Below are 16,721 nucleotides of genomic sequence, written 5' to 3'. Positions count from 1 at the left end.
ATTAATTTTTAAAAGCATAATGAATAATATTGGCACCCATCTTTAGTGCTTTTTCGCGAACCTCTTCTGGATCGCCGTGCACAGCAGGACTTTCCCATCCATCGCCTAAATCAGATTCAAAAGTAAATAGTAAAATTAATCTGTTTTGATGGAATAAACCCAAGGCCTGTGGGCGTTTACCATCGTGTTCATGTATTTTGGGCAGCCCTTTAGGAAAATTAAAAGGTTGCTGGAAGAGTTTATGACTGCCGGGTAATTCTTGAAGTTCTTTTTCGGGGAATAATCGTTTTAATTGTGGTAGCAAGTATTTATACATACCGTAATTGTCATCTATATGTAAAAACCCACCGCCTAAAAGGTAACGTCTTAAATTTTCGATTCCTTTTTCGCTAAAATAAACATTGCCGTGCCCCGTCATATGTATAAAAGCATAGGAAAAAAGAGCAGGATCTGTTGGTTTTACTTGCCCAATTTCATCATCTATTTTGGTTCGTATATTTTGATTGCAAAATTGAACTAGATTAGGTAAAGCCGTTGGATTACCGTACCAGTCACCGCCACCTTCATATTCTAAAACCGCTACTTTCTGTGCGTAGGTAAAGCTACAGCATATAAACCCTAAACAAAGAAATACAAATTTTCTCATAACTTTAATTATTCGTGTAAAAGTGCAAAGGTGTGTACACCTACTATACCCGCAGTTTCTGTGCGCAACCTGCTTTTTCCTAAACTCACCGGCTTAAAACCTTGGTTTATTGCCTGTTGCACCTCTGCAGTTGAAAAATCACCTTCGGGACCTATTAGCAGTAAATAATCTTCTTGTAATTTTATCGATTGACTCAACAAGATTTTTTCTTCGTCATAACAATGCGCTATAAATTGATGGGTGGCTTTAGCCGATTGAATGAATTTACTAAATGGAACAAGCTCGCTTACTTCTGGTAGTTTATAATGTAAAGATTGCTTCAAAGCACTCACCAAAACTCGTTGGTAACGTTCTAATTTAATTTTTTTGCGCTCGCTATGATCACACAAAATAAAACTAATTCTATCTATTCCTATTTCCGTAGCTTTTTCTAAAAACCACTCGATGCGGTCATTCATTTTAGTAGGAGCTATGGCTAGGTGCAAATTGTATTTTCTGGGCGGTGCTTGGGTTACGCTTAAAACTTTGGCTTTTGTTTTTTTACTTGCAATTTCAATCAACTCTGCTTTAAACATATAGCCTTTTCCGTTGGTCACATGAACTAGATCACCCTCGTTCTTACGTAAAACGCGTACTAAATGCTTATGCTCTTCTACATTAAAATAAAAATGAGTGTCTTGGGGTTGTATGTGATCTAGATAGAATAGTTGCATGTTAAATGTGGTAGCGTGCTTTAGCACTTGTTTTTACGTCGGTAAATTGGCCATTTAGAAATTTATAATAACCCACAATGCCAATCATTGCCGCATTATCTGTGGTGTATTCAAATTTAGGTATATGGCAAATCCACTTTTTATTTTTCTCCTGCTTTTGAAGCATAGTACGAATAGCCGAGTTAGCCGAGACACCGCCTCCTATAGCTACCTCTCTTATTTGCGTTTGCTTTACTGCTTTTTCTAGTTTTTTCTTAATTATCTTTACTACCGTAAACTGAAAAGAAGCACATAAATCATTCAAATTTTCCTTTATAAAGTCTTGATTTTCTTTTTGCTTTTTTTCTAAAAAGTACATTACAGCAGTTTTTAATCCGCTAAAGCTAAAGTTTAAATCTTTTACATTAGGTACAGGAAATTCAAAAGCTTTCGGGTTTCCTTTTTGAGCAAGTTTATCAACTATAGGTCCAGCAGGATAATCTAGCCCGAGCATTTTACCGCACTTGTCATAAGCTTCACCCACGGCATCATCTAAGGTTTCTCCGATTACCTCCATAGAGAAATAATCATCAACTTTTACAATCTGTGTATGCCCACCACTTAAAGTGATTCCTAAAAAGGGAAAATTTGGTTTGCGGTGACTTGCATCATCTATAAAATGAGCCAATAAATGCGCTTGCATATGGTTAACCTCAATGAGAGGAATATCTAATGCCAAAGCCAAAGATTTTGCAAAAGAGGTACCCACCAATAAACTACCCATTAACCCAGGGCCGCGAGTAAAAGCTATTGCGTTTAATTGTGATTTGTCTATTTTGGCTTTCTTCAAAGCTTGATCTACAACAGGAACAATATTTTGTTGATGCGCTCTAGAGGCTAATTCAGGAACTACTCCGCCATATTCTTCGTGTATTTTTTGGGTAGCCACTACATTGCTTAAAATACGTGAATTTTCTAATACAGCCGCTGCCGTATCATCACAAGAAGATTCAATTGATAAAATGTAGGTGTTTTCTAATGACATTATTATATATTAGGCATAAAAATTGGTACAATTTAAATAAGGTATCCTATTTTTGTAATGCTTTTATGATTACAAATAAGAGCCTTAAACAAAGCTAGAGAAATCTTTTAAAATATTCTAAAAACTACCGCCTTATAAAACGAAAAATAAAAATATTAGTCAAGATATTACTCGGCTTGCTCTTGTTTTTTTTGTTGTTGGTTATGTTTTTTTCAATAGCCAGCGTACAAACTAAAACGGCGCAGTATTTAACCGATTTTCTTCAGGAGAAATACAATGCTAAAATTCAAGTGGCTAAATTACGACTTTCGTATGACGGTAGAGTGGTATTGAACCAAGTTTTCATTGAAGATCATCACCAGGATACATTGATAGTGGCCAAAGAATTAAGTACCTCATTACTCAATATTCAAGGTCTAGTCAGCGGTAACGATTTAGATTTCGAAAATACCCACGCTAGCCAATTAAAATTATACCTCAAGCGGTATAAAAATGAAGAAGAAGATAATTTTAGTGTATTTATTCAAAAGTTTGATAGTGGTAAAAAGACTAGCGAAGATTTTTCTTTAACCATCGATGAGATAAACCTTACCGATAGTTATTTTTCTTACACCGATTATAATCTCCAACAGGAACCTGTTATCGCTTTAGAAAAGCTAAATGTTCAAGCCAGTAATTTACTTATAGATAACAGCGATGTGTATGTTCAAATCGCCAGCTTGCGCGGAACAGAATCAAACGGAATAAAAGTAGATTTTTTACAAACCGATTTTGCCTATACCCAACAGCAAATGCGTTTAGACAACTTGGTTCTTAACACCGATAAAACTTCAATCGAGGCACCTAGAATTTATTTGAATTATGAGCAAGTTGAAGATTTATCTGATTTTGAAAATAAGGTAAATATCGATGCTCAATTTGAAAAATCTGTTGTTCATACCCAAGATTTAAATAAGTTATACAACGAATTTAGCAAAGGTAACGAATTAAAATTCTCCGGAAATGTGTCTGGGGTTTTAAATAATTTACACCTTAATAATTGGAAAATGAGCGGAATGAATCGAACCGATTTATCAGGCGATTTAACCCTAAAGAATATATTATCTGGTGATGCAAATAGTATTCGTGTTATGGGTAACTATGACTATTTAAACACCAATTATTATGATGTGGTAAATTTGTTACCAAATCTTCTAAAAGATAGAATTCCTAAGCGTCTGCAAAAATTAGGGCAGGTAAAACTTGTAGGATATTTAGAAGCTGGTCCGCAGCAAGTGGTTACCGATGCTACGTTAAATAGCCAGTTGGGAGGCGGGCAGTTTGCCTTACGTATTAATGAACTCGAAAATATAAACAATGCCTCCTACCAAGGAAATCTCGTTTTTACCGATTTTAACTTAGGCGCTTTACTTAATAACAAACAATTGGGCAAGGTGAGTATTGAAGTAGATGTAGATGGTAGCGGATTTTCAGCCAATCAATTAAATTCTAAGGTAAAGGGTAATATTTCTTCTTTTTACTTTAATGGTTACCGTTATAAGAACATTCAACTTTCGGGCACCTTAAAAAACCCGTATTTTAATGGTAAATTAATCAGTAACGATCCTAATTTAAAATTGAATTTTGAAGGACTTATAGACGCTTCTTCCTCCACTAATATCATTGATTTTGATGCTCAAATCGCTTACGCGGATTTAAGTGCGCTTAATTTTGTACAAGACACAACAGCTATTTTTAGTGGCAATTTAAACCTAGATCTCAAAGGGAAAAATATAAATGATGCCGAAGGAATTATACTGTTTTCTGATGTTCGTTACCAAAATAATCAGAATAAGTATGCTTTTAATCAGCTTCAATTACAAGCAGCAACCAATGAAAAAGAGCGCATTATCAAAATTACTTCACCAGATGTGGTCAACGGCGAAGTGCGTGGTAACTTTCTGATTGAAGAAATACCTAATCTTTTTAGAAATGCCATTGGTAGTATTTATACCAATTATAAACCCGTTAGGGTAACCCCCAACCAAGAGGTTTCATTCGAATTTGATATTTTTAATAAAATAGTAGAAGTGGTGGTACCCGGTATACAGATTTCGGCCAATACCTTTATTAGGGGAAATTTAACTTCAGAAGAGTCGGCTTTCAAGCTTAGTTTTAAATCACCTCAAATAAATATAGAAAAAAATAAATTCTACCGCATAGATTTACAGGTAGATAACGACAACCCGCTGTTTAATACCTACTTAAAAGTAGATAGTATTCAAACGGGTTTTTATACTGCTAGAGATTTTAATTTAATCAATGTTACATTAAAAGACACGCTATTTTTTAAAACTGCCTTCACAGGAGGAAATAAAAACGATGATGAATTTGATTTTAGTTTATACCACACTATAAATCAAGAAAACAAATCGGTTGTTGGCTTTAGAAAATCAGATTTTCAATTTAAAAGAGCAAAATGGTTTCTAAACAAGAATAATTTAAAAGATAAAAAATTAGTTTTTGACCACGACTTTAAAGGTTTCAGTTTAGATACCTTAAGTATTACCCATTTAAATGAAGAAATACGCATAAGTGGTGAGCTTACCGATAGCACATACAAAAATTTTGAATTGAAATTTAAAGATGTCGATTTGCAAAAAGTCACTCCCGATATCGATAGTCTTCAAATGAAGGGTATCGTAAATGGAAACTTGAATTTTCTGCAGAAAAAGGGAGTGTATTACCCTAAAAGTAAAATTAAAATCGAAAATGTCGCCTTAAACGATGTAAATTATGGGAACTTAAATTTAGATATCTCAGGAAACGAATCGCTTACAGACTACAGCATTTTAGCCGAATTGAAAACCAAAGAGAAAATGTATTTAAAGGCTAATGGAGGTATCAATGTTAGCCAGCAAAATGCGTATATTGATCTTCTGGTTGATGTAAACGATTTTGATCTAGAAGCTTTTAGTCCTATAGGCGGAGAGGTACTAACCGATTTCCGCGGCACCGCAACAGGAGATGCGCATATTTTTGGCGATTACGCCAATCCAGATATTAATGGTAGCCTTACCTTATCGGAAGCCGGACTTAAAATACCTTACCTTAATGTTGATCTCGATTTTCAGCCGCAGGCAGAAGTTAATCTTCGTAAACAGCAATTTATATTTAATGACATTAGGCTTACCGATACTAAATACGATACTCAAGGTGTTTTAAACGGCAGTATTAGCCACCGAAATTTCCAAGATTGGGAATTAGATTTACAACTAACAGCACCCAACAGATTGTTGGTTTTAGATACCAAACAAACCGAAGAATCCTTATACTTTGGCACCGGATTTATAAGTGGTAATGCTAGTATTGCAGGTCCTGTAGAGGAATTGTTTATTGATGTAAACGCAAAAACCGAAGAGGGTACCATTTTTAAAATACCGCTTAGCGATTCTGAAAGTATTGGAGATCATTCTTTTATTTACTTTTTAACTCCAGAACAAAAAAAGGCAAAAGAAGAAGGTACACCCGTGAATATTAAACCAGTAAAAGGGCTTGAAATGGCTTTCGAATTAGATGTCACCAAAGATGCCGAAGTAGAAGTAGTGGTTGATCAAGAGAGCGGAAGTACTTTAAGAGGGAGCGGAGCAGGTACTTTGTTGATTGAAATCAATACCAATGGAAAATTCAATATGTGGGGAGATTTCGTAGCTTACGAAGGAATTTATAATTTTAAATATGCTGGTCTTATTCAAAAAGAATTTGAGGTAGTGCCAGGGGGTAATATTACCTGGGACGGCAGCCCTACAAGAGCAAATTTAAATGTAAAAGCACTTTACAAAACCAGTGCAAATCCTGCTATTTTACTAGAAAATCCTACTATAAACAGAAGTATACCAGTAGAGGTATATATCAATTTAAACGGTGAACTTACCTCGACCGATTTAAGTTTTGAAATTGATTATCCAAACTTAAGTAGTGTGGTGAAATCTGAATTAGAATACCGCATCAGCGACAGACAAAACACAGAGATACAAGCCTTGAGCTTAATTTCGCAAGGTAGTTTTTTCGCTCAAGGCGGATCAGGTCAAAACGCACCAGGTAATTTACTAATTGAAAGAGCCTCAGGATTATTTGATGATATTTTTACCGATGAAGATGGAAAATTTAAAGTAGGAATAGATTATGTTCAAGGAGGAAGAACTCCCGATCAAGAAACAGCCGATCGGTTTGGGGTTACACTGTCTACCCAAATTAGCGAACGGGTTTTAATTAACGGTAGAGTAGGAGTGCCTATAGGCGGGGTAACTGAATCTGTAGTGGTAGGAGATGTTGAAATTGATTTCTTGCTAAATGAAGACGGAAGTTTGCGCGCTAAGTTATTCAATCGTGAAAACGATATTCAATACATTGGGGAAGAATTAGGCTACACTCAAGGGGTAGGTTTATCTTATTCGGTGGATTTTGATACCTTTAAAGAGCTTATAAGAAAGATTCTAAACAAAGAATTAGAGCAAACTGAAACCAAAAAGCTTAGAAAGCGAAAAAACAAACAAGAAAACAAGATCGAGCTACCTAGCTATATTGAATTTCCAGGCCGATAGATTATATTTAGTAAATTCGTTTTTTATCTAAGTTAGCTTTTTCCATAATTTTAAAATAATTAATGCGCAAATTAAAGCAATCAAAAAACAGAAGATACTGTAGGTGGGTTTTTGATAAATCAAGTAACCTGTACCAAACAAAATGGCATAAACGCCAACAACGCCACTAAAAAAAGCCAGTATTTTTTGCTTTAGGAAGTCAAATTTTTTACCAGTTTCAAATACTTTTTCTTCAAATTTTTGTAGGGTATTAGCGTCGGTTGGTCGGGTAAACAAACTTACCAATACCCAACAAGTGGTTGTAATAACCACCCCAACAACCAATTGATAATGGCTGGCCAATTCAAACCACGGCGCTTCTAGTTTTGCGTTGATAAAAAATACTACCGCAATCAAGAATGAAACAAGCATGGCTGTAATTTCAGAATACGGGTTTATCCTGTACCAAAACCAACGTAAAATAAACAATAGCCCGGTGCCGGCACCTATTTGTAAAAGCAAATCAAATGCTTCTTTAGCTTCTTCTAAAAACAAACTCAATAAGGCGGCAAAAAGCATCATAATCACAGTCGAAATTCTTCCTAAACGTACTTTTTGTTTTTCACTGGCTTTAGGATTTACAAAGCGTGCATAAAAATCATTAACCACATAACTACTTCCCCAATTAAGATGGGTAGAAATAGTACTCATAAATGCTGCGATTAGAGAAGTAACTACAATGCCTAAAAGTCCAGAAGGTAAAAAACTCAACATTGCAGGATAGGCCAAATCATCTTTAATAAAGTGGTTGTCTAAACTAGGAAAAGCCTCTTGCAAACTAGCCGTAGTAGGGTAAATTACAATAGAAGCTAAGCCGATGATAATCCAAGGCCACGGTCTTAATGCATAATGAGCTATGGTAAAAAATAAGGTAGCTCCTACTGCGTGTTTTTTATTTTTGGCGGCAAGCATACGCTGGGCAATATAACCACCACCGCCTGGTTCTGCTCCAGGGTACCAAACGCTCCACCATTGAACGGCTAAAGGTACAAGTAAAACCGGCACATAAACTTTTGGATTGGTAAAATCTGGAAAAAAAGGCATCTTTGGTTGTACCGCTTGGTTGTTAATCAAGGCATCTAGACCGCCAATTTCAGGTAAATTAATGATGTAAATGCTAGCCCAAATGCTACCGACCATTGCGATAAAAAACTGAATAAAATCGGTGATTAATACTCCCTTTAATCCGCCAAGAAGCGAGTAAACCACTGTGATTAGAGAAGACACCAATAGGGTTTGTAAAGCAGAAAAGCCAAACATCACGTGGCCTATTTTAATGGCGGCTAAACATACGCCAGCCATAATAACTATATTGAAAAATACGCCTAAATAAAGGGCACGAAAACCACGTAGAAAAGCGGCACTTTTTCCGCTATAGCGTAATTCATAAAATTCTAAATCGGTTGTGATATCACTTTTACGCCACAATTTAGCGTAAAAAAAAACGGTTAGCATTCCGGTAAGTAAAAAACTCCACCAAACCCAATTACCAAACACCCCATCATTCCTTACAATTCCCGCAACTAGACCTGGTGTGTCTGCGGCAAAAGTGGTGGCCACCATAGAAACTCCTAAAAGCCACCACGGCATATTTTTACCAGATAAGAAATAACTATCTACGTTCTTTTGACCTTTGAAATAAACTAGAACACCAACGCCAAGGCTTATTACAAAAAATCCGATGATCAATAACCAATCTAGACCCGATAGTTGCATAAATGGGATTATTTAATAGCTATAGCGCTAATTTCTACATTTACAAATTTGGGTAAATTAGCAACTTCAACTGTTTCACGGGCAGGTGCAGTAGATCCATCAAAATAAGTCGCATAAACCTCATTTATTATACTGAAGTTATGCATATCACTTATAAAAATAGAAGTTTTTACCACGTTTTGAAGTGACATTCCAGCGGCTTTTAAAACAGCTTTTAAATTATTCATTACCCGATGCGTCTCATCGCGTAAATCTTTAGTTTCTAGTTCTCCCGTTTCCGGATTTATAGCAATTTGACCACTTATATAAAGCATGTCTTTAACCAAAATAGCTTGATTATAAGGTCCTATAGGTTGTGGGGCATCTGGGGTATTAATTATTTCTCTCATAATGATTCTTATTTTATAAGCGTCTATCTCTTTCTCTGTTTTTATCGTATTTTAAATCTTGAAGCACATTTGCTTTAATACCTATAAAAAAGTACCACGATTCGCGGTCACCAAAAGGCGTCCAATTAAACGATAGTCGCCAACTTTCTAGGTCACGTTGAAAACGCAATTGGGTAAAGGTAAAGCCTGGATTAACAAAATCGAAACCAGAGGAGGCGCCAACCTTCCAACGAGGAGACAACTCTACATCTCCACTAAACATAATAGAATGCCCCGAAATCTCGTTATTTCTTCTTAAGTTATCATAGGTCATACTATAAGCAATGCGTAAATTCCAAGGAATACTATAATTATAACGCTTAGTTTCATTTTCTACCACTTCTTCTTCCTCATCTTCATAGAGTTTTCCGTCAAAATCTGCCGATCTTCCAAATAAATCATCTGGTCTACCACCATTTCTAAACGATTCATTTTCAAGATCATCTGTTTGTTCATCTTGGTCCCGCTCAAAATCTTTATTGGAGAAACTATAACTAAAACTCGTCTGTGCCCTTGTTAATCTAAATAGACTACCACCATTATTGATATTCCATTTGTCGATTCTCTCATTACTATTGTTTAAAGCGTATGGATCTAAAGCACCATTAAAATTTATGGTAAGTTTATCTTGTACGACAGGCAGTGAACCTCGAACTACAACTGGTTGTAGCTTTAAAGAATCGGCTGCCATATTGTAGGAAGTTCCTAAACTAAAGTTGGAAAGCAACTTTCTTTTAATTGGTTCTGTTGCGGTGGTATCGCGTGAGGTGATCTTTGCTTCAAAATCATTGGTTACATTAAACCCGATACTGCTTGCATATCGGTTTCCTGGCGCTCCAAATAAAGAGCCTTCAAATCTAGAATAACTTACATTTCTAGCTTCTAGAGTAGAAGTTGCTGGCACCAAATAAGTGTCGTAAAATTGATCGAAAGAGGGGGTGAGTGTATAACTTAAAGATGGTCTAATTACATGCCTTATGGCCTGAATTTTTTTATCTTTTCCAAAGTTTTTTTGGCCGTATACAGTTGTTCCAATACTAGAACTAAAATTATAGGTTCTAAAAGAATCAAATCCGTTAAGGGTATCGCGCACAACAGCTTGCGTATCTTGATCATAGCGCTGCTCAATGGTTTTAAAAACCCAATTTTCTTCAAAATTTGTTCCCGCACTAACACTAAAATGTTTAAACAGTTTAAAATTTGTGGCAATGGGTATGCTATGCTTAATTCCGCTTTGCATATCTCTAAACATTTGTGGTTTAAAGAAAAGAGAATCGGTCGTTTTTATTCTATTTTCACCTCGTAAACTATACTGGAAATTAATATTTTCAAAAATACCTTTCTTGGTCCCATTTTTAGGAGCAAAAGGATAAATTCTAGACATACTTGCGTTTAAGCTGGGCAAGGTCATATTGATTTCCTGTGTATTAGTATTTTGATTGTGGGTGGCAGCAATGTTTAAATTAACCTCTGGGAAACCACTAAAGGTTTTACTGTAAGATACCGATGAACTCAGGTTGTTATTCAGAAAATTCGCGGTGTTGGTTTGATTGATACTTTCTTGATAATATTGAGAACTACCAAGGTTAACAGAGGCTTGAAATCTGCTTGACGGATTAGCTTTTGCGTCTTGAGAATGTGACCAGCGAATGTTATAAATAGAGCTTTCTGAATAATCGGGGAAACCGGGTTCACTATTGAGCAATTTTTCATACCTAAAGCTAAAATTACCCCTAAATTTATAACGCAGCGCATAATTTGATTCGGCTCTAAAGCCAAAACTACCGTTGGTGTAATAATCCCCTAAAACGGCTAAATCAACATATTCATTAATATTAAAATAATAACCACCATTTTGTAAAAAGTAACCTCTGTTTTGGTTATCTCCAAAAGAGGGTAAGATAATACCCGAAGAACGTTCATCGGTTAAGGGGAAGTAGCCAAAAGGCAACATTAACGGGGTAGGCACATCGGCGATGTACATGGTTACTAAACCCGTAATCACCTTTTTTTCGGGAACTAATTTCACCTGTCTTGCGTTAAAATAATATTCGGGGTTGTCTATATCTTTTGCGGTGGTAAACTTTACGTTTTGCATAAAGTAAACCGAATCGTTTTCTTTTTTGGTTATAGCTCCTTTTACATTAAATTCGCCTTGTTGCGTGCGCGAATTATAAACCAAGGCTTTTTGAGTATCAAAATTGAATCGGATGCTGTCGGGCTCAACAATATTCTGTCCTTGAGAAAAAACCGGTCGCTGAGTATAATTTCCTAGTGAATCTTTGATACCAAAAGCATACACTTCATTGGTAGCATTATTCAATATTATTTTTCCAGCTTCAAGCGTGATGTCGCCATAAACAATTTTGGCTTCATTGTACAAATAGGCTTTCTTGTTTTTAGCATCAAGCATCATATAATCCTTAGCCGTACTAATCACATTATCGGTTAAAAAAGATTTGGTTTTAGTACTGTCTTCTTGAATTATATCATCATTAGGATTTACAATAGGAGTACTTTTTAAAAGGCTATCGCTTAAAGGAAAAATAGCCTCTCGTTCTGCGGGAATACGCAAGGTACGTGTGCTATCAATTTCTTGAGCTTGCGTCGAATTAAAAAACAAGAAAAGAAAAAAACAAGAGAAAAGTATATGGTATAAGTTTGTTTGCAATGCTTATAGTGCTATTTTTGTATTGTTTGGCTTGCTTTTTGAAAAGCCAAAATTACATATATTTTTTTAAGGGTTGTTCAGAATTTTTAAAAATAAACAAATCGGCAAATAAAAATTAGCTTAAGCTATTCAATATGAAAAAGTTTTCACTTTATTTCTTTCTCCTTTGCGGAATTTTATTGCTAACCCAAGAACTAGCTTGGTCGCAAAACAAAACCTTTGTAGTGGTTTTAGATGCGGGTCACGGAGGTAAAGATCCAGGAAATCGAGGAAACGGTTATAAGGAAAAAGATATTGCCCTAAAGGTGGTTCTTGAAGTAGGCAAGATCTTAAAAAAAGATAAAGACATAAAAGTACTTTACACCAGAACGACAGATAAATTTGTAACCTTAGACGATAGAGCGAAGATTGCCAATGACGCTGATGCTGATTTATTTGTTTCTGTTCATTGCAATGCTCATAGTAGTAACGCACAAGGTACAGAAACATTTGTTTTAGGTTTACACCGTAATGAAGACAACCTAAAGATTGCGATGAAAGAAAACTCTGTGATTTATTTAGAAGATGATTATGAAGTGGTTTATGACGGTTTCGATCCGAGTTCTCCTGCCTCTTATATTGGAATGACTTTAATGCAAGAAGAATATTTAGATCAAAGTATTTTATTAGCTGACTATGTGCAAAAGCAATTCACTAACACCCTTAAACGGGTAAATCGAGGGGTGAAACAAGCTGGTTTTTTAGTTCTTCGCAAGACGTTTATGCCTAGTGTTTTAGTTGAAACCGGATTTTTAACCAATAAACAAGAAGGCCGTTATTTAAACTCACCTGCTGGGCAGGCTAAAATGGCAACTTCTATAGCCGAAGGAATAGTAGATTATAAAAACAGTATAAACCTTAGCGCTACAGAAGTAAAGTATAAAAAAGAAGACCTAGAAAATAAAGAAGAATACCCTTCTGTAACCTTTATGGTACAAATTGCAGCGGGTAGCAAGCCGCTTGAATTAGCCCCATATAACTTTAAAGGTTTGAAAGATGTTTCGCGTAAGCTCGAAGGCAAACTTTATAAGTATTATTATGGAAGCACGAGTAATTATAACGAGATTCAACGATTACTACAACAAGCCAAAAGCGCTGGATTTTCAAAAAGCTTTCTTGTTGCTTTTAAAGAGGGAGATAAAATAAGCGTTAACGACGCGTTAAAAACTAAGCGGAAATAAAAGCATTTTCTATTTTTAATCCCTAAATTTGCTAATTCTTAAAACCGCTACAATTGAAAATATCGAAAGAAGTTAAAACTGCATTACTCGCCTTATTGGCTATAGCCCTACTGATATTTGGTTATAATTTTTTGAAAGGAAATAATTTATTAGCTAATAACAGAACCTTTTATGCGGTATATGATGATGTAGAAGGTCTCGCACCTTCATCGCCAGTTACCATTAATGGTTTACAAGTAGGTACGGTTTCGGGTATTCGTTTCTTAAATAAAACAGGAGCCATTTTGGTGAGTATGAATGTTCAAAATGAGTTTCAATTTTCAAAAACAAGTAAAGCCCAAATATATGGTGGCGGTATTATAGGTGGAAAAAGTTTGGCAATTATTCCTGATTACGATGGACCTATGGCTAAATCTGGAGACACTTTACCCGGCGAAATAGATGAAGGTTTGTTAGAGCTAGTAAACGATAGACTTACGCCACTACAAAACAAAGTGGAAAAAGCCATTAGTAGTACTGATTCGGTTCTCTTTGCCTTTAACGATATTTTAAACCCAGAATCACGACAGAACCTTAAGCAAAGTCTTGCAAACTTTAATTCTATATCAGAACATTTCAAAAATATTACAGGGAGAACAGATAATATGCTTAAGAACAATGAAGATAAGCTGAGTAGAACTCTTAGTAATATAGATAAAACCACGGCTAATTTAAGCAAGCTAAGCGATAGCCTTTCGCAAGTTGATATTGCACAAATTACACGTGATTTAGAAACCGCAATTCACGATTTTAAAAGTATTGCTAGTGAATTGAATCAAGGGAAGGGCACAGCAGGTAAACTATTGAAAGACCCTACTGTTTATGATAATATGGATCGTGCAACCCGACAGTTAGAGCAATTACTGCAAGATTTAAAATTAAACCCCAAGCGTTACGTCCATTTTTCTCTGTTTGGCAAAAAAAATAAAGCTTACGAAAAACCAAAAGACTCTCTTAAATAAATTTGAAATATGGCAATTTTAGGACAAATACTATTTTTCATCGCCCTTGTATTGGGCGTTGGCTTTTTTACCCTAAATATCAAGAAATTAATTCGCAATATTAAACTAGGTAAAGCAGTTGACTGTAACGACCGAAAAGGCGAGCGTTTTAAGCAAATGGCTAAAGTCGCTTTAGGGCAATCTAAAATGGTGGTGCGGCCAATTGCCGGTGTCTTACATATAATAGTATACGTTGGCTTTATTATTATAAATATTGAAGTTATAGAGATTATTATCGACGGGCTTTTTGGCACTCACCGGGTTTTATCTTTTATGGGTGGCTTCTATAATTTCTTAATCGGTACTTTTGAGATATTAGCCTTATTGGTTTTTGTTGGAGTAGTGGTATTTTGGCTAAGAAGAAATGCATTGAAAATAAAACGTTTTTGGGCAAACGAGATGAAAGGTTGGCCTAAAGATGACGCTAATTATATTCTATATTTTGAGATGGTACTTATGGGCTTGTTTTTATTAATGAATGCCGCCGATTATCAATTGCAACTTTCTGGTGCTTCGCATTATGCGCAACAAGACGGATCTATAGTAGGCGCTTTTCCTGTGAGTCAATATATAAGTCCGCTTCTAGCGGGATTATCAGAATCAAGCTTAATTTTAGTTGAGCGTTCGGCTTGGTGGTTACATATATTAGGTATTTTGTTTTTTCTTAATTATTTATACTACTCCAAGCATTTACATATTTTGCTTGCTTTTCCTAACACCTATCTGGCTAAATTACAGCCTAAAGGGGAGATGGATAACCTAGAATCGGTTAAACAAGAGGTAGCCTTGATGATGGACCCTAACGCTGATCCGTTTGCTGCCCCTAGTGGCGACGAGGAAGCAGCAGAGCCAGAAAAATTTGGAGCAAGTGACGTGTTTGATTTGAATCAGGTGCAATTGCTTAATGCCTACACTTGTACAGAATGCGGTAGGTGTACATCAGAATGTCCGGCCAACCAAACGGGTAAGAAACTATCTCCGCGTAAAATTATGATGGATACTCGTGATCGTTTGCAGGAAGTGAGTAAACAGATTGATGCTAAAAAAGACCCTAAAGAAGATGGTAAACAATTATTAGACGATTATATAACCCGAGAAGAGCTATGGGCTTGTACCACTTGCAACGCTTGTGTTCAAGCTTGTCCTATTGGCATAGACCCATTATCTATTATTTTAGATATGCGTAGGTATTTAGTTATGGAACAAAGTGCGGCGCCTAATGAGTTAAACGTTGCCATGGGTAATATAGAAAATAATGGCGCACCTTGGCCTTATAATCAAATGGATAGATTAAACTGGGCAGACGAAAATTAAAATAGAATATTGCGATGAATACAGATAATACTAATACAGAGAAAATTAAGGTACCTACAATGGCCGAGTATATGGCGCAAGGAAAAAAACCAGAAGTTCTTTTTTGGGTAGGTTGTGCGGGTAGTTTTGATGATCGTGCAAAAAAAATAACCAAAGCTTTTGTGAAACTTTTAACCAAGGCAAAAGTAGACTACGCTGTTCTAGGAACCGAAGAAAGTTGTACAGGAGATCCGGCTAAACGATCGGGAAATGAGTTCTTATTTCAAATGCAGGCGGCCATGAATATAGAAGTGCTAAATGGTTATGAGGTTAAAAAAATTGTCACCGCGTGTCCGCATTGTTTTAACACCATCAAAAATGAATACCCAGAATTAGGTGGAAACTACGAAGTTGTTCATCATACTCAATTCTTAAAAAGCTTGATGGAAGAGGGGCGCCTACGCGTAGAAGGCGGTAAATTTAAAGGAAAACGAATAACTTTTCACGACCCTTGTTATTTAGGTCGTGCCAATGATGAATATGAAGCGCCTCGTGATTTGCTTAGAAAACTAGAAGTAGAGTTGCTTGAAATGCGTAAATGCAAGAGTCAAGGGCTTTGTTGCGGTGCTGGAGGTGGCCAGATGTTTAAGGAACCCGAAAAAGGGAATAAAGATGTAAATGTGTTAAGAACAGAACAGGCCTTAGAAACTAAACCAGAAGCTATTGCAGCCGGTTGTCCTTTTTGTAATACTATGATGACAGACGGAGTAAAAAACAAGAATAAAGAAAATGAAGTAGAAGTGCTTGATGTAGCCGAAATGATAGCACAAGCACAAGATCTGTAAATCAAAAATATGTGGGTAGAATTTAACGCGTTAGCCGATGAATCAAAAATATGGATTTATCAGGCAAGTAGGTCTTTTACGGATGTAGAACTACAAGAATTAGAAATGTCGCTAAAAGACTTTGTAGATAACTGGGCCGCGCACGGCACTGGATTAAAAGCTAGTTTTTTGATAAAATACAAACGCTTTATCATTCTTGGCGTAGATGCCGCTAGTGCACAGGCTAGTGGATGCAGCATTGATACCTCTGTTCGATTTATTCAAGAACTAGAGAAAAAATATGCTGTCGATTTACTCGATAAAATGAATGTTACCTTTAAACAAGGAGAATATTTGGCTTATAAACCATTAATTGATTTTAAAAAATTAGTGAAAAACAAGTCAGTTTCTGGTAAAACTATCGTGTTTAACAACTTAGTCAATACTAAAAAAGAATTAGAGACAGATTGGGAGATTCCATTAGAAGAAAGTTGGCACAATCGATTTTTATAACCGTTTAAAGA

12 protein-coding genes are annotated in these 16,721 nt (G+C 35.8%); 6 read left to right on the top strand and 6 right to left on the bottom strand.

Going from position 1 to position 16,721, the window contains the following annotated elements; all coding sequences use genetic code 11:
- Position 1 precedes the first annotated feature (1 nt).
- The 3 genes from ACFSQ0_RS04110 to tsaD are packed head-to-tail and all read right to left on the bottom strand — an operon-like array spanning position 2 to position 2,383.
- Complete coding sequence (locus tag ACFSQ0_RS04110; RefSeq protein ID WP_379044521.1) at positions 2-646, bottom strand: DUF4159 domain-containing protein; 645 nt, start codon at positions 644-646, stop codon at positions 2-4.
- Between the two features lie 8 nt (positions 647-654).
- A complete protein-coding gene (locus tag ACFSQ0_RS04105) occupies positions 655-1,359 on the bottom strand; it encodes a 16S rRNA (uracil(1498)-N(3))-methyltransferase (protein ID WP_379044518.1) in 705 nt (234 codons plus the stop codon).
- Between the two features lies 1 nt (position 1,360).
- Positions 1,361-2,383: a tRNA (adenosine(37)-N6)-threonylcarbamoyltransferase complex transferase subunit TsaD gene (gene tsaD, locus ACFSQ0_RS04100; protein WP_379044515.1), complete on the bottom strand. Its 1,023-nt coding sequence runs from the start codon at positions 2,381-2,383 to the stop codon at positions 1,361-1,363.
- A gap of 203 nt (positions 2,384-2,586) precedes the next feature.
- Between tsaD and ACFSQ0_RS04095 the strand changes: the two genes are divergently transcribed.
- Complete coding sequence (locus ACFSQ0_RS04095) at positions 2,587-6,966, top strand: translocation/assembly module TamB domain-containing protein (protein WP_379044512.1); 4,380 nt, start codon at positions 2,587-2,589, stop codon at positions 6,964-6,966.
- Between the two features lie 27 nt (positions 6,967-6,993).
- Here the strand turns inward: ACFSQ0_RS04095 and ACFSQ0_RS04090 are convergent, their stop codons facing one another.
- From ACFSQ0_RS04090 to ACFSQ0_RS04080, 3 genes are read right to left on the bottom strand one after another with little or no spacing between them, the layout of a single operon-like run.
- On the bottom strand, positions 6,994-8,721 hold the full coding sequence (locus ACFSQ0_RS04090; RefSeq protein ID WP_379044509.1) for a sodium:solute symporter family protein: 1,728 nt from the start codon (positions 8,719-8,721) through the stop codon (positions 6,994-6,996).
- A gap of 8 nt (positions 8,722-8,729) precedes the next feature.
- The gene (locus tag ACFSQ0_RS04085) at positions 8,730-9,110 is read right to left on the bottom strand and encodes a RidA family protein (protein WP_379044506.1); all 381 of its coding nucleotides are present in this window, start codon (positions 9,108-9,110) and stop codon (positions 8,730-8,732) included.
- Positions 9,111-9,123: 13 nt separating this feature from the next.
- Complete coding sequence (locus tag ACFSQ0_RS04080; protein ID WP_379044503.1) at positions 9,124-11,820, bottom strand: putative LPS assembly protein LptD; 2,697 nt, start codon at positions 11,818-11,820, stop codon at positions 9,124-9,126.
- A 134-nt stretch (positions 11,821-11,954) separates the two neighbouring features.
- Here ACFSQ0_RS04080 and ACFSQ0_RS04075 point away from each other — a divergent pair, with 134 nt between their 5' ends.
- The 5 genes from ACFSQ0_RS04075 to ACFSQ0_RS04055 are packed head-to-tail and all read left to right on the top strand — an operon-like array spanning position 11,955 to position 16,710.
- Positions 11,955-13,040 (top strand): N-acetylmuramoyl-L-alanine amidase family protein, encoded by a 1,086-nt coding sequence (locus ACFSQ0_RS04075; RefSeq protein WP_379044501.1) that lies wholly within the window; start codon positions 11,955-11,957, stop codon positions 13,038-13,040.
- Positions 13,041-13,093: 53 nt separating this feature from the next.
- Positions 13,094-14,041, top strand: coding sequence for an MlaD family protein (locus tag ACFSQ0_RS04070; protein ID WP_379044498.1), 948 nt, complete (start codon positions 13,094-13,096; stop codon positions 14,039-14,041).
- A gap of 9 nt (positions 14,042-14,050) precedes the next feature.
- Positions 14,051-15,394, top strand: coding sequence for a 4Fe-4S dicluster domain-containing protein (locus ACFSQ0_RS04065; RefSeq protein WP_379044495.1), 1,344 nt, complete (start codon positions 14,051-14,053; stop codon positions 15,392-15,394).
- A 14-nt stretch (positions 15,395-15,408) separates the two neighbouring features.
- Positions 15,409-16,218: a (Fe-S)-binding protein gene (locus tag ACFSQ0_RS04060; protein ID WP_379044492.1), complete on the top strand. Its 810-nt coding sequence runs from the start codon at positions 15,409-15,411 to the stop codon at positions 16,216-16,218.
- 9 nt (positions 16,219-16,227) lie between these two features.
- Positions 16,228-16,710, top strand: coding sequence for an ABC transporter ATPase (locus ACFSQ0_RS04055; protein WP_379044490.1), 483 nt, complete (start codon positions 16,228-16,230; stop codon positions 16,708-16,710).
- Positions 16,711-16,721 lie beyond the last annotated feature (11 nt).

The sequence above is a fragment of the Mesonia sediminis genome, from assembly GCF_042684705.1.
GTDB lineage: Bacteria > Bacteroidota > Bacteroidia > Flavobacteriales > Flavobacteriaceae > Mesonia > Mesonia sediminis.
The sequence above is the reverse complement of the archived record's forward strand: the minus strand, read 5'-3'. Positions and strand labels throughout refer to the sequence as shown.

Excerpts from the sequence above, each read along its gene's own strand:
- ACFSQ0_RS04110 (WP_379044521.1), bottom strand. The coding sequence starts at position 646 with ATGAGAAAATTTGTATTTCTTTGTTTAGGGTTTATATGCTGTAGCTTT.
- ACFSQ0_RS04105 (WP_379044518.1), bottom strand. The coding sequence starts at position 1,359 with ATGCAACTATTCTATCTAGATCACATACAACCCCAAGACACTCATTTT.
- tsaD (WP_379044515.1), bottom strand. The coding sequence starts at position 2,383 with ATGTCATTAGAAAACACCTACATTTTATCAATTGAATCTTCTTGTGAT.
- ACFSQ0_RS04095 (WP_379044512.1), top strand. The coding sequence starts at position 2,587 with ATGTTTTTTTCAATAGCCAGCGTACAAACTAAAACGGCGCAGTATTTA.
- ACFSQ0_RS04090 (WP_379044509.1), bottom strand. The coding sequence starts at position 8,721 with ATGCAACTATCGGGTCTAGATTGGTTATTGATCATCGGATTTTTTGTA.
- ACFSQ0_RS04085 (WP_379044506.1), bottom strand. The coding sequence starts at position 9,110 with ATGAGAGAAATAATTAATACCCCAGATGCCCCACAACCTATAGGACCT.
- ACFSQ0_RS04075 (WP_379044501.1), top strand. The coding sequence starts at position 11,955 with ATGAAAAAGTTTTCACTTTATTTCTTTCTCCTTTGCGGAATTTTATTG.
- ACFSQ0_RS04065 (WP_379044495.1), top strand. The coding sequence starts at position 14,051 with ATGGCAATTTTAGGACAAATACTATTTTTCATCGCCCTTGTATTGGGC.
- ACFSQ0_RS04060 (WP_379044492.1), top strand. The coding sequence starts at position 15,409 with ATGAATACAGATAATACTAATACAGAGAAAATTAAGGTACCTACAATG.
- ACFSQ0_RS04055 (WP_379044490.1), top strand. The coding sequence starts at position 16,228 with ATGTGGGTAGAATTTAACGCGTTAGCCGATGAATCAAAAATATGGATT.